The sequence below is a fragment of the Wenyingzhuangia gracilariae genome (assembly GCF_056387575.1).
This window is the reverse complement of sequence record NZ_CM150748.1, coordinates 2282656-2296019: the sequence shown is the minus strand read 5'-3', so window position 1 is coordinate 2296019 and position 13364 is coordinate 2282656. Positions and strand designations below refer to the sequence as shown.

Below are 13364 nucleotides of genomic sequence, written 5' to 3'. Positions count from 1 at the left end.
TACGATTACCATGGTAATCGTAATTTTTAATACTATTTATATAAACAAAATGGGCTCATCTTCTTCATTTACCTCATCCTCAAACAAATAAGGTCTTGGATATAATTTTCTATTGATGTTATTGATGTTATTTATAAAATCATTGTTAAAAATGTTGTTTATGTTTTTTAAGCTATTTTTCATGGTATTTAAATTTTAATCAATAAAAAAGACACTTTAAAAAGTGCCTTTATAATATTGAAATGTTTGAGTACTTAGTACGTTCAATCTGTTTTATAAAGGACTTTTTTTGGGAACCAAACCGACATATATTTGGCAAAATTGGTTACATAAATTTGCTGTAATGTTAAATTGGAAGAGTGATAACTTGTGTTCATATAATTATTATTTAGAATTTGCTGTAAACGAAAAAAAGCATCCAAATGGATGCTTTTATATATATTTTTAGTTTTATTTTTTTAAAAAATAGAAATACACAGTAACATCCGAGCTATATGGTTTTTGACCATCATAACTTGATAATTCGATTTTGTATAGGCAACCGACTGGGTATTATGTAAATTATTGTGTTTCATTTCTACTACAAACCTCAGAATTTTTTAATTGATAACCAAACGTTTCATAAAAATATTAATATAAAAAACTATATTAGAATTTATAATGGCACAACACAACGATTTAGGAAACTTAGGAGAGCATTTGGCAAAAGAACATTTGCTTAAAAACGGCTATACTATTTTAGAAACCAATTGGCGATATTTAAAAGCTGAAATTGATCTTATTGCAATTAAAGAAAATACCTTGGCTATTGTAGAGGTAAAAACAAGGACTACTGCTTTTTTTGGAAACCCAGAAGAGTTTATTACTCAAAGTAAAATAAGGTTATTAATAAATGCTGCCAATGCTTATGTAGAACAAAAAAACATAGATGTAGAAGTTCGTTTTGATGTAATTGCCATTGTTAAAAATAAGAATGAAACAAAAATAAATCATATTCAAGAAGCCTTTTTAGCTTTTGAATAATGTTTTTATTAAAAAAATTTTGGGAATAGTCTTTTTTAAAAATATATTTAGAGAAAAAAAGCTCTATGAAATTAAAAACTCACATTTTTTATGTGCTAACCCTACTTAGCATTTCTTCTATTTTTGCACAATTTACAAAACCAAACAAAGAAGATTTAAGTAAAGATATTGTCATTACATACAAAGTTAATTACGAACGAGAATTAACAGATTTAGAAAGAAAATCTTCTAGTTTTTTACGTGAAATAAATGTTATTTTTAAAAACAACAAACTTGTAGAACGTTATCTGTACAGAAACTCATCAGGTTCTAACCATTTTAATTTATACAACTTTAAAGAAAAGAAAAGATATTATTGCCATCAAGAAAGTAAACCCAAAAAGGCTGTTTCTTATTCTTTTTTAAAACCTTATAGTGAAGCGGCTTTACAGGAAGGAGAAACTAAAGAGATTTTAGGAATTCCTTGTCGTAAATACGTTACCATTAAAAACGGAAAATTTTATGAAATTTATGCCACTGATTTATTCCCTATAAATTATCATAAAAATTACAAAGTAGATGGGTTTATTATGCAGTATCCTGGTTACAACAGTAAACTAGGACACTATACCGTTACGGCAGACAAAATTAACTTTTACAACATGCCAGAATCTCTTTATTCTTTAGAAAATTATACGGTAGAAACATATAGTGAATACAAAAAAAACAAGAGTTTAGAAATTGCTAAAAGAACCTTAAAATACAAGCAAAAAATTAATAAAGAAAGCCCTGATTTTAAAGTAAAAACCATTGATGATACTGTATATTCTAGTAAAAAATTAAGAAAAAAAGTAGTTGTTTTAAATTTTTGGTTTACAACTTGTCCTCCTTGTAAATCAGAAATTCCAAAATTGAACCTTCTTAAAGAAAAATACAAATCAAACAAAAAAGTAAAGTTTATTGCTGTAGCATTAGACAATAAAGAAAGAATAGAAAAATTTATAGCAAACACTCCTTTACAATACGATTTGGTAGAACAAGGTAGATGGTTGGCTAAAGAGTTTGATGTGTCTAGATACCCAACCAATATTATTATTGACAAAGAAGGAAAAATTCAATTCTTTGAAACAGGTTACAAACACAATATTGATGAAATTATGAGTAAAAAAATTGAAGAACTATTAGATTAATTTATTTAAAAATAGCCTTTAATTCTTTTAATGTATGTGGTTTGGCAACAATTCTCTTTTCAGCATCTAAAACAAAATAAGAGGGTGTTGCCACAACACTGTAATTTATAGCATCGGTACTATCCCATTTTCCTAAAGAAAACACGTGTTTCCAATTTGGATATTGCTTAATTTCAGAAAGCCACTTGGTTTTATCTTCTTTGTTTTCTAAACCTACAGAAATAATAGCCATAGTAGTCTCATAATTTTTTAATAGTTCCTTTACTTTAGGCAGCTCCTCTGAACAATGAGAACAGGTACTACTCCAAAAAATAACTATATAATTTGATTTTGTTAAACTGTATAGCGTTTCTTTGTCTGTTATTTTAATATTGGGAGCTACAACTCCTAATAACGTTTTAGATTGTTGATGCACCTCTTTTAACAGCTCTGCATTCTGAATTGTTTTAGGTAATAATTTATACAGATTTAAAGTATAATTAAGTGCCTTGTCATTTTCTTTTGCTATTAATTTCTTAAGAAGATCCGATAGTAATACCTCTTTTAATTTGTTGTTGTATACTATACTGTTTACTTTTTCTATAGCGCTTATAAACAAATTGCTTTCTTGTGCTTTGTTTTCTGATTGATGTAAATAAAAAACATAATCAGATACTCTTTTTTTTAAAAAATCCGAATCTTGTAGTTCTTTGTCAGTAAAATCTATATAATCAAAAAAATGTTTTTGAATAGATTGAATGTAGTTCCCTGGTAATGTAAATGGAATTGGAGCATTGTATCTTTTAGATGCTTTTATTAGACTTAAACAATAATCATTTTTAGCCAAATCTTCATAGTAATTTTGAGCTCCTTCTAGTTTAGATTTTACTTGTTTATAAAAAGCTATATCGGCATTTGGTTTTCTAAAAAACGACATTTGTACAGAATCTAATTTGGTTTGTAGCTGTAACAAACTGTAATTGTATGCTGCTAATAGTTGGTTTTCTCTAGAAGATGAATATTGTACCGAGGGTTGCCCTACTTTGCTATTTACTTTAAAGTTTACATTTTCTTTATTGTAAATAAAATCTACAAAACCAGAACTTACATTCTGATACAAAACCTTGTAATAACCCGTAGGTAAACTATCCATTTTAAATGTAAATGAATTTTTATTTACATCTACAAAGTTTATATATTTTGGAGTTCCTTTAACAAATTTGTACAAGGCTACACTTTTAATTTTAGGAACAGAATCTACAAAAGTTCCTTTAACAATGTTTTGTGCTGTTAAAATTTGAGTAAAAACAAACAATAAAAGGCTTAAATATTTCATAGATATACGTGAAGCAAATAACATTCCAAAACTACTCATCAAAATAACGAACAATGGCTTCTTTCATTAATAAAGTTTGTTCTCCTGGCTTTAAATTTGGCAAAGGTTCTAATACTTTGTAGTGTGGCCAGCTATCCTCATCAAAATAATCAAACTCATAATAACCATAAGGTTCTAACAACCTACAAATGGCAATATGCATTAAGTTTAATTTTTCATCTTTTTTAAAAACTTTATAACCTTGCCCTAATTCTTGCACTCCTATTAAATATAAAATAGCATCTACATCTAGAGAATCTCCATCTGCAAATCTATTAGACAAATCTTTTACAATTTCATTCCAACGCAACTTTAATTGTTCGTCATTAACCATCGTTCCTTTTTTTAACAAATATAAGAAGTCCTAAAGGGGAAAACGATAAAACTGTATCTTTGAGTCAAATTTATTTATGGAAATTTTAGATATTGTTTTAGGGATTATTCTTTTGTACGGATTGGTAAAAGGAATTATGAAAGGCTTGTTGGCCGAAGTAGCATCATTAATTGCTTTAATTGCAGGAATATATGGAGCCATGCATTTTTCTTTTTATGCAAAAGACCTTTTAGTACAGCACGTAAATTTAGAGCCTAAATACATTGCATTATCTGCGTTTGCTATTACTTTTTTGGTAATTGTAATTAGTATTTCTTTGGCAGGAAAACTACTAACAAAATTAGCATCTATAATTGCCTTAGGTTGGTTAAATAAAATTTTAGGAGCTATTTTTGGAGTGCTAAAAGTAGGATTAATTTTAAGTGTTGTTTTAGGTTGGTTAGAAAAAATAAACGGAGTCGTACCTTTTTTAGAAAAAGAACAAATTGAACAATCTATTTTGTTTACTCCTGTAAAAAATCTTGCACCTTCTATTTTTCCTACTTTGTTAGACAAACTAGATAGCAACATAGAAAATAAAAATGAAACAAAAAGTATTTAGTGTTTTAGGTTGCGGATGGCTAGGTTTGCCATTAGCAACTGCCTTAGTAAACGATAATTTTATTGTAAAAGGAAGTACCACTACCATTTCTAAACACGAAACATTATTAGAAAACGGTATTCAACCATATACGCTTTTAATTGATGAAGATATAGATGGTAATTTAGAGCATTTTTTACAAGCAGATATTTTATTAATTAACATTCCTTTTAGACAACAAAAACCGTTTTTAAACACTTATAAAAAACTGGTTAAGTCTATAGAAAAATCTTCTATAAAACATGTATTATTTATAAGTTCTACCTCTATATATGATGATGTTAATGGAGAAATTACAGATACTGATAACTTTAAAATTAATCCTGCCAAAAAAGAATTGTTAGATTTTGAAAACCTGTTTAAAAACAACAAAAAATTTAACACAACCATTATCCGTTTTGCTGGCTTAATAGGTGGTACTAGAAACCCTGGAAACTTTTTTAAAGAAGACAAAACCGTACAAAATGCTTTGTCTCCAATAAACTTAATTCACCTAGAAGATTGTATTGGTATTGTAAAAGCCATCGTAGAACAACAAAAATGGAACAGCACCTATAATGCAGCCGCTACAACACACCCAACAAAAGCAGATTATTACACAAAAGCTACAGAGCAATTGGGTAAAAAAACAGCTACTTTTGTTAGAGAGCTAAACAACTTTAAAGTAATCTCTAATCAAAAATTAGTGGATGATTTAAACTATTCGTTTACACACCCTGATTTACTAAAGAGTTTACACATTTTTAAAAATTAAACAGCACATTCTACTCTTTTTAAAAGTACATATTCTCCGTTCTTTTTAAAATCTCTTATAGAAAATCCTGTATATTTTTTAAAGGTTTTTGACAAATGACTTGCATCGGTAAAACCAAGTTCATCTGCAATTTCTGTTAGGGTATAATCAGAATTTAACAACCTAATTTCTACTAATTTTATTTTTGCTTTAATTATATATTCTCTTAAAGGCAATTTTACTTGTTTTCTAAAAAACTCACTTACATAAGTTGGAGACATCATAAAAACATCTGCTAAATTCTCTACTTTTAACAATTCTGTTTTTTCAATATTTTCGTTTATATAACTAAGCATTTTGGTAATTCTATCGTCAGAGTTTTTGCTACTAATTTCTGAATAACTACTTTTTTTAATATTTCTAATTAAAATTTCTAGAATACTTGTCATTAAACTTTTAATTAACATTACAGATTCTTCTTCATAACTTCTAGATTCTTGTAAAATCATAGAAACCAGTCTAAACAAATGTTTTCTATCTACTTCATTCTTAACAATATCTCCTGGCAGTTGATTGTAATTAGAAAGTATAAAAGAAGCTTCTTTAAACCATTCATTTCTGTCTATAGAAACCCGATTGGCATTTTTAAAAAACGAATCTGTAAATTTTAAGAAAATAAATTTAGTTGGTTTTTCTATTGTAAAAGAATGACATTTTAAAGGGGGTAATAAAAAAATACTTCCTTTTTTGTAAAAATATTCATTGTAATTAATACACTGCATTCCTTCTCCTTCTTTAATCAGTACCAATTCAAAAAAATTGTTTTTAACAGCTCTTTGTTTCCATTCTGATAATTTAATTTCTTGTACTTCAAAAGGTTTATATGCTTCTAAAACTTCCATAATCTTGTTTATTTACATCAAAACTATTAAAAAACAATTAATAATTAACAAACACACCTCTAATAACCTTTATTAATACATAAATACCCTTTTTAAATACCTAACAACAACACAAACAACTAAGTAAATTTGTAACTGTTAAACAGTAGGTATGTTCTTTTAAAAGAAAAACCATTATTTACTTAAATACTCACATTAAATACAAAATAAAACAAAATGAAAAGGCATATTTTAATTACAGGAAGTACAGATGGCATAGGAAAACTAACCGCTATTAAACTAGCCAAAGAAGGACATGTGGTTTTTGTACACGGTAGAAATGCCAATAAATTAAACACTGTTGTTACAGAAATAAAAGAACTTAGTCAAAATGAAAACATTAAAGGTTTTGTGGCAGATTTTTCTGATTTAAATGCTGTAAAAAGTATGGGAGAACAAATCCTTAAAGAAGTGTCAGAATTGGATGTTTTAATTAACAATGCAGGTATTCTTACCAGTTCTGTTTCTAAAACCAAAGAAGGAATAGACATTAGACTTGCCGTAAATTATTTAGCTCCTTACACATTAACAAATGCATTACTTCCTATTTTTAATACAGGATCACGTATCATAAACTTAAGTTCTGCAGCACAAACACCTGTGTCTATTTCGGCTTTAAAAGGGCAAAGCTCTATATCTGTAAACGAAGCTTACGCACAGAGTAAATTAGCCTTAACCATGTGGAGTTTTTATTTAGCAGACAAACTACAAAACACCTCTGTAATTGCAGTAAACCCAGGTTCTTTATTAAACACAAAAATGGCAAAAGAAGCCTACGGACAACATTGGTCTCCAGCAGAAAAAGGTGTTTCTATTTTATATGACTTGGCAATATCAGATGAATACAACAACATTACTAAAATGTATTTTGACAACGATAAAGGTGATACAAAAGGTACTTTTTCTAACGCACATCCTGATGCATATGATACTGTTAAAATAGCCGAATTAATTGATGTTACTTTAGAGATTACCAACCAGTAATTATTTGTTTTTTATGTACTTATAAAGGGTTATAACCCCTAAAAAACCTCTCTAAACACTAAAATAATAAAAAAACCAACTATAAAACCCTAAAAACCCCTAAAAATACATTAATCACCTTTTTTTATACTTTAAAATAAACCTATTTAGCATTTACATTTGTACTAAAATAAAAAAACACATTAAAAATATAAAGCAATGAGCACACCTAATATTGACAAACAGGACATTTTAAACGCATTTAATTTTAGACATGCAACTAAAGAATTTGATGCCACTAAAACTCTTAGTGATGACGACATCAACTTTATTTTAAAAACAGCAAACTTATCTCCAAGTTCTTTTGGTTTTGAACCATGGCATTTTATTGTGGTACAAGACAAAGAATTGCGTGAATTGTTAAAACCTGTGGCATGGGGAGCTCCTGTAAAATTAGACACTGCTAGCCATTTTATATTAGGACTTAGTATGAAAGCTCCTATGGTAAAACACGATGCAGAATACATTGCACACATGATGAAAGATGTAAAACAATTACCTGAAGAGGTTATTGAAATGTATTCTAAATTTTATAGAGAATTTCAAGAAAGAGACTTTAATTTAAACAACGATAAAAAATTGTTTGATTGGTCTTCTAAGCAAACCTACATTGCTTTAGGTAATATGATGACAGCTGCTGCGTTAACAGGAATAGATTCTTGTCCAATAGAAGGATTTCATCAAGAAAAAGCCGAAGCATTGTTACAAGAAAAATTTGGAATAGATACCACTAAATACGGTTTGTCTTTTATGGTAGCATTTGGGTATAGAAAAGCAGAACCAGAATTTCCTAAATCAAGAAGACCTTTAGAAGATATTGTTACTTGGAAATAATTTTAAAACCACTGTTAAAAAAGTTTCAAGATGAACGTCTTGAAACTTTTTTACCTTAAAACAATTACACATTGAAAGCAATAGGATATAAAGAAAATCTTGCAATAGAAGATGTAAAATCTCTACAAGATATAGAGTTAGACACACCAAAAGCTACCGGGAAAGATATTTTGGTTGAAATTAAAGCCATATCTGTAAATCCGGTGGATTATAAAGTTAGAGCCAACACAGCATCTGAAAACAATAACTGGAAAGTACTAGGTTGGGATGCTACTGGAATTGTTAAAGAAATTGGTGAAGACGTAACTTTGTTTAACGTAGGTGACGAAGTTTGGTATGCTGGAGATTTAAACAGACAGGGTAGTAATGCGCAATATCAAGTTGTAGATGAACGTATTGTGGGTAAAAAACCTACTAGCCTATCTTTTGCCGAAGCTGCTGCTTTACCCCTTACATCGCTTACAGCCTATGAAATGTTGTTTGATAGATTACAGGTTACCAAAAATGATGCTAACAAATCAATATTAATTATAGGTGCTGCTGGTGGAGTAGGATCTATTTTAGTACAATTGGTAAAAAAACTAACCCAATTAAACATTATTGCTACCGCTTCTCGTAACGAAACAACCAGTTGGTTAAAAGAATTAGGTGCAGATTCTATCATCAATCATAGAAATAAATTAAGCGAAGAGTTTAAAAAACACAACTTACCTGCACCAGAGTATGTTGTAAGTTTAAACGCAACAGAACACCATGTAGATGAAATTGTAAAACTAATTAAACCACAAGGTAAATTTGGTTTTATAGATGATCCTAAATCATTAAACGTAATGCCTTTTAAAGGAAAAGCAGTTTCTACACACATAGAATTAATGTTTACCCGTTCTTTATTTCAAACCGATGATATGATAGAACAACATCATATTTTAAATAAAATATCTGAGCTTATAGACAATGGAACTATTAAAACTACTTTAGGAGAAAATTTTGGAACCATTAATGCTGCAAACCTTAGAAAAGCACATGCTTTTTTAGAAACAGGCAAAGCAAAAGGTAAAATAGTATTAGAAGAATTTTAAAAAAATAAAAATGAAAAAAGCAATTATTATCGCTGTAACATTGGTTACAAGCATTTACGCAAACGCACAAACTCCAAAAACAGATTCAACACTTTCTAAAAACGAAGTGGTAACTGCAGAAAATGTAGAATGGGGTTGGTTAAACCCTTTAAGAGGAGATAAAAGTCCTGCTGCAGGAAAATTATGGGGAGACCGTACCAAGAACGAACCTGCTGGATTTTTAGTAAAATTTAACAAAGGATTTTCTTCGCCCCCACACATTCACAATATTACCTACCGTGGAGTTGTTATTAAAGGACTGTTACACAACGATGATGAACAAGCAAAAAAACAATGGTTACCAGCAGGATCTTTTTGGCAACAACCTGCTGGAGAAGCACATATAACTGCTGCAGATGGTAAAGAAAATTTGGCTTTTTTAGATATTCAAGAAGGACCTTATTTGGTAAAACCAACATCAGAAGCTTTTGACAATGGTGAACGTCCAATAAACGTAGATAAAACCAACATGGTATGGTTAAATGCTAAAGATATTGAATGGGTGGAGAATAAAAGCAATATAGAGACTGCTTTTTTATGGGGAAGTCATAAAAAAAATAAACTTCGTGCAACACTTTTAAGATTGCCAGCTGGATTTAAAGGACACCTTAAAAACTTAAGTCCAAACTTTAGAGCAGTTGTTATTTCTGGTCATTTAACTCATCAATTTTCTAAAAAAGATGAAAAAAATCAATTAAATCCTGGATCTTATTTTGGAGCTGAAAAAAATTCTACATCAAAAATATCTACAGATAAAGAAACAGTTATCTACATAAGAAGTAACGGAATGTTTAAAATTAAAGGAAAACATTAAACTATTTGATCAATACATCTTTTAAAATAGTGGTTAAATTAGGATAGTTAAAAGTAAAGCCTGCTGCTTTTATTTTAGAATTGTCTACAGCACTACCCTCTAATAAAATAGAGGCCATTTTTCCAAACAATAGTTTTAATACAAAACTAGGAACATTAGGCATAAACATAGGTTTTTCTAAAATAGATGCAATCGATTTGGTAACATCACCATTGGTTTTATTATCGGAAACTGCATTGTAAGCTCCACTCATTTTTAAATTTTGAATGGATTGTATGTACATAGCCACTAAATCTTTAAGGTGTATAAAAGACATTATTTGATTTCCAGAACCTAATGGAGAACCTATTCCTAAACGAATAGGTTTTTCTATTTTTTGCAAAGCAGAATCTTTGGTTGCAAAAACAATTCCTGTACGTAAACAAACGGTTCTAATTCCCAATTGTTCAAATTGATGAGCAGCTCCTTCCCACTTTGTACAAACCTCAGCTAAAAAATCACTTCCAAAAGCATCGGACTCTTTGTAAACTGTATTTGTGGTTTTAACACCATAACAATCGGCTCCAGAAGCAGAAATAAAAGCACTAACCTTGTGTGAATTATTTTTTAACGTTTCAAAAATTAAATTCGCAGATTCTACTCGGCTATCAATAATAATTTGCTTTTGTTTACGGGTCCATCTACCATCTGCAATATTTGCTCCTGCTAGGTGAATGATATAATTTGCACTACAAACAGCAGCTACATCTATTTTATTTTTATCAAGATCCCAAACCGCATAAGAAAGTCCTTTTGTGGTAGAGCTTTTTATTTCTCTAGATAAAATAATCACTTCAAAACCTAACAATAACAGTTCTTTTTGCAAGTGTTTACCTACCAAACCTGTACCTCCTGTAATTACAACTTTCATATATACATTTGTTTATATTCTTAAAAATAAGAAAATTACAGTAGCTTTTAGCAACCTAACATAGGTTATTACTATTTAAAATAATTATATTTGATTTCTAACTAAACTTATAAACATAAAATTATGGATGTAAACAACATTATTGAAAATGTATCAGCAAAAGGTTCTGAATACATTACTCTATACGGATTAAAGCTAGTTTCTGCTATTGCTGTATGGATTATTGGAGGTTTTATTATTGGAGCTATTGTAAAGGGCTTTAGTAAAATGCTAGACAAAAGTAAAACTGACGATTCTTTAAAACCTTTCTTAAAAAGTATTGTAAGTGTTTTACTAAAAGTTGTTTTGGTAATTACTGTACTATCTACTTTAGGTATTGAAATGACTTCTTTTATTGCTATTTTAGGAGCTGCTGGTTTGGCTGTTGGTATGGCTTTATCTGGAACTTTACAAAACTTTGCTGGTGGAGTTATGATTTTAATTTTTAAGCCTTTTAAAGTAGGTGATGTAATTGAAGCACAAGGATACACAGGTTCTGTAAAAGAAATTCAAATTTTTAATACTATTTTAAAAACTCCAGATAACAAAACAATTATTATTCCTAACGGAGGATTGTCTAACTCTTCTATGGTAAATTATTCTACTGAACCTAAACGTAGAGTTGATTTTACTTTTGGAATTGGATATGGAGACAGTATAGAGCAAGGTAAAGAGGTTTTATTGGCTATTTTAAAAGCTGATTCAAGAATTATTAACGATCCTGCTGAACCTTTTGTAGAAGTGGTTGCTTTGGCAGATAGTTCTGTTAATTTTGCGGTAAGAGTATGGGTAAACGCTGCAGATTATTGGGGAGTTTATTTTGATACCAATGCTAAAGTTTACAACGAATTTAACAAAGCTGGATTAAATATTCCTTATCCACAAATGGATGTTCACGTTCACAAAGCTGAATAAAAAATTTAGACTATAAATAATAGAAAAAAGCCACTCAATATTGAGTGGCTTTTTTCTATTTATATTTTTACATGTCCCCAGTTTTCACCGGTTTTAATTCTGTGTATTTGCATATCAGAAACACCAAATTGTTTGGCTATCATTTTTAATCTTGTATGACTTTTTTTGCTTGCCAATTTACGTTTGATCATCCTCACTTTTCCTTCATCTAGTTTATAGTTTACTTTTTTATTCTTTACAGCCTCTATAAACACAGGATTTTTAAACTGGTGTAGTTCTTTTTCTCTTTTGGTAGCCCATTTTAAATTAGATACATGATTGTTTAACTTGTCGTAATCTAAATGAATTACATGTATATCATCTTCTTTCTTTTCTAAAAAATGTTCAGCAACTAGTTTGTGTATAAATCTGCTTGTTTTTTTACCATTTTTCTTTTGCTTAGCGGGAATTGCAGGGTAACCATTTATTAAGTTTTTTCTTAATAATTTTTCTTCATCACCTTTACAATTTAAAACCCTTCCAAAATTAGAAATTTTCCATTTTTCAGTTGGTGCTATTTTGTCATCAAACTTAATTTCTTTCCATTCTTCATTTCTAAATCCGTGTATCATAAACTAAAATTTAAACGCGTTAATACTCTGTTCTACAAAAAAATTCTGTAAAAATTTGTTACATCTTAATCATAGCATCGATTATAGGGTATGTTACTAAAGAATTACTTGGGGTAAGTAAACAATAGGTCTCTCAAATATAACAAAATGTTTTTAAAAAACCTTAATAGCTTCTTTAGGAATCCAACCTATTTGCCCGTCAGCAATTTTAATTTTATGCCAATCCCCTACTTTGTCTAATACCTTTAGCTTGGTACCCTCGTGTAGTAAAAATATTTCTAAAGCACTGTTTCTAGGTGCATTTTTAACAGATATTTCTTCGGCAAAAACAATAGCATATACTGTGTTTTTGTTTTTTACATATTGCTGAGATGCCACTCCCCATCCTACAAAACAAGCCACACTAATTACAATACCTAAGGTAAAAAATAGCTTTTTTACACCAGGTTGTGTGCTAAAGAAAAAAAGCATCCAAACCAAAGCAGCTAACAGAGAACAAACAACTGCTATTTTTGCCCATGTGTTGTAAGAAAACACAGCCAATACTGTGTCGTTAAATTTTTCTAACGTTGATTTTGGAATAATTTTAATGCTATCAATTATACTACGGTTAGCGTATGTAAGATTGTTTTTTGCATCTTGATTGGATGGATTTAAGACCAATGCTTTTTCAAAATAATAAATAGCCTCTGCCATTTGATTGGTTTTGTAGTAAGCATTTCCTAAATTAAAATAAAGCTCAGAAGACTCTAAGCCTTGCTCTAAAATACTTTGATAAGATTTTATGGCCTGTGTATAAGCTTCTTTCTGATATTGATTGTTTGCTTCTTTAAATGTGTTTTGCAAATCTTGAGCATTTACAAAACCAATGAACATTACAAAAATTCCAATTATAAAATTTTTCAT

At 29.4% G+C, this 13364-nt stretch carries 16 protein-coding genes; 9 read left to right on the top strand and 7 right to left on the bottom strand.

Annotation, left to right across the window (positions count from 1 at the left end):
- Positions 1–36: 36 nt before the first annotated feature.
- Positions 37–183, bottom strand: a complete 147-nt coding sequence (locus tag ACY2IJ_RS10010; protein WP_476724226.1) for a hypothetical protein — start codon at positions 181–183, stop codon at positions 37–39.
- A gap of 477 nt (positions 184–660) precedes the next feature.
- Here ACY2IJ_RS10010 and ACY2IJ_RS10005 point away from each other — a divergent pair, with 477 nt between their 5' ends.
- On the top strand, positions 661–1023 hold the full coding sequence (locus ACY2IJ_RS10005; RefSeq protein WP_476724225.1) for a YraN family protein: 363 nt from the start codon (positions 661–663) through the stop codon (positions 1021–1023).
- Positions 1024–1088: 65 nt separating this feature from the next.
- Positions 1089–2192 carry a TlpA family protein disulfide reductase gene (locus ACY2IJ_RS10000; protein ID WP_476724223.1) on the top strand — a complete coding sequence of 368 codons (1104 nt, stop codon included), beginning with the start codon at positions 1089–1091 and terminating at the stop codon, positions 2190–2192.
- A 1-nt stretch (position 2193) separates the two neighbouring features.
- Here the strand turns inward: ACY2IJ_RS10000 and ACY2IJ_RS09995 are convergent, their stop codons facing one another.
- Together ACY2IJ_RS09995 and ACY2IJ_RS09990 are read right to left on the bottom strand one after the other, a co-directional pair.
- Positions 2194–3507 (bottom strand): TlpA family protein disulfide reductase, encoded by a 1314-nt coding sequence (locus ACY2IJ_RS09995; RefSeq protein ID WP_476724222.1) that lies wholly within the window; start codon positions 3505–3507, stop codon positions 2194–2196.
- 31 nt (positions 3508–3538) lie between these two features.
- On the bottom strand, positions 3539–3880 hold the full coding sequence (locus ACY2IJ_RS09990; protein WP_476724221.1) for a hypothetical protein: 342 nt from the start codon (positions 3878–3880) through the stop codon (positions 3539–3541).
- 76 nt (positions 3881–3956) lie between these two features.
- Here ACY2IJ_RS09990 and ACY2IJ_RS09985 point away from each other — a divergent pair, with 76 nt between their 5' ends.
- The gene (locus ACY2IJ_RS09985) at positions 3957–4481 is read left to right on the top strand and encodes a CvpA family protein (protein ID WP_476724220.1); all 525 of its coding nucleotides are present in this window, start codon (positions 3957–3959) and stop codon (positions 4479–4481) included.
- Complete coding sequence (locus ACY2IJ_RS09980; RefSeq protein WP_476724219.1) at positions 4462–5274, top strand: Rossmann-fold NAD(P)-binding domain-containing protein; 813 nt, start codon at positions 4462–4464, stop codon at positions 5272–5274. Before ACY2IJ_RS09985 ends, ACY2IJ_RS09980 begins: the two co-directional genes overlap by 20 nt.
- Here ACY2IJ_RS09980 and ACY2IJ_RS09975 read toward each other — a convergent pair.
- Positions 5271–6155, bottom strand: a complete 885-nt coding sequence (locus tag ACY2IJ_RS09975; protein WP_476724218.1) for an AraC family transcriptional regulator — start codon at positions 6153–6155, stop codon at positions 5271–5273. The genes ACY2IJ_RS09980 and ACY2IJ_RS09975 overlap by 4 nt on opposite strands.
- Before the next feature lie 216 nt (positions 6156–6371).
- Between ACY2IJ_RS09975 and ACY2IJ_RS09970 the strand changes: the two genes are divergently transcribed.
- The 4 genes from ACY2IJ_RS09970 to ACY2IJ_RS09955 all read left to right on the top strand — a co-directional run bounded on the left by ACY2IJ_RS09970 (position 6372) and on the right by ACY2IJ_RS09955 (position 9983).
- Complete coding sequence (locus ACY2IJ_RS09970; protein ID WP_476724217.1) at positions 6372–7178, top strand: SDR family NAD(P)-dependent oxidoreductase; 807 nt, start codon at positions 6372–6374, stop codon at positions 7176–7178.
- Positions 7179–7376: 198 nt separating this feature from the next.
- A complete protein-coding gene (locus ACY2IJ_RS09965) occupies positions 7377–8051 on the top strand; it encodes an NAD(P)H-dependent oxidoreductase (protein ID WP_476724216.1) in 675 nt (224 codons plus the stop codon).
- A gap of 71 nt (positions 8052–8122) precedes the next feature.
- Positions 8123–9130 carry a zinc-binding alcohol dehydrogenase family protein gene (locus tag ACY2IJ_RS09960; RefSeq protein ID WP_476724215.1) on the top strand — a complete coding sequence of 336 codons (1008 nt, stop codon included), beginning with the start codon at positions 8123–8125 and terminating at the stop codon, positions 9128–9130.
- Positions 9131–9140: 10 nt separating this feature from the next.
- The gene (locus ACY2IJ_RS09955; protein ID WP_476724214.1) at positions 9141–9983 is read left to right on the top strand and encodes a DUF4437 domain-containing protein; all 843 of its coding nucleotides are present in this window, start codon (positions 9141–9143) and stop codon (positions 9981–9983) included.
- A gap of 1 nt (position 9984) precedes the next feature.
- On the opposite strand, the gene ACY2IJ_RS09950 is transcribed toward ACY2IJ_RS09955, so the two are convergent.
- Entirely contained in the window at positions 9985–10893 is a 909-nt protein-coding gene (locus ACY2IJ_RS09950) for a TIGR01777 family oxidoreductase (protein WP_476724213.1), read from the bottom strand.
- A 123-nt stretch (positions 10894–11016) separates the two neighbouring features.
- On the opposite strand from ACY2IJ_RS09950, the gene ACY2IJ_RS09945 reads away from it, so the two are divergent.
- Positions 11017–11847 carry a mechanosensitive ion channel family protein gene (locus ACY2IJ_RS09945; RefSeq protein ID WP_476724212.1) on the top strand — a complete coding sequence of 277 codons (831 nt, stop codon included), beginning with the start codon at positions 11017–11019 and terminating at the stop codon, positions 11845–11847.
- 59 nt (positions 11848–11906) lie between these two features.
- Here the strand turns inward: ACY2IJ_RS09945 and ACY2IJ_RS09940 are convergent, their stop codons facing one another.
- Positions 11907–12458: an NUMOD4 domain-containing protein gene (locus ACY2IJ_RS09940; protein ID WP_476724211.1), complete on the bottom strand. Its 552-nt coding sequence runs from the start codon at positions 12456–12458 to the stop codon at positions 11907–11909.
- A 153-nt stretch (positions 12459–12611) separates the two neighbouring features.
- Complete coding sequence (locus ACY2IJ_RS09935; protein WP_476724210.1) at positions 12612–13364, bottom strand: tetratricopeptide repeat protein; 753 nt, start codon at positions 13362–13364, stop codon at positions 12612–12614.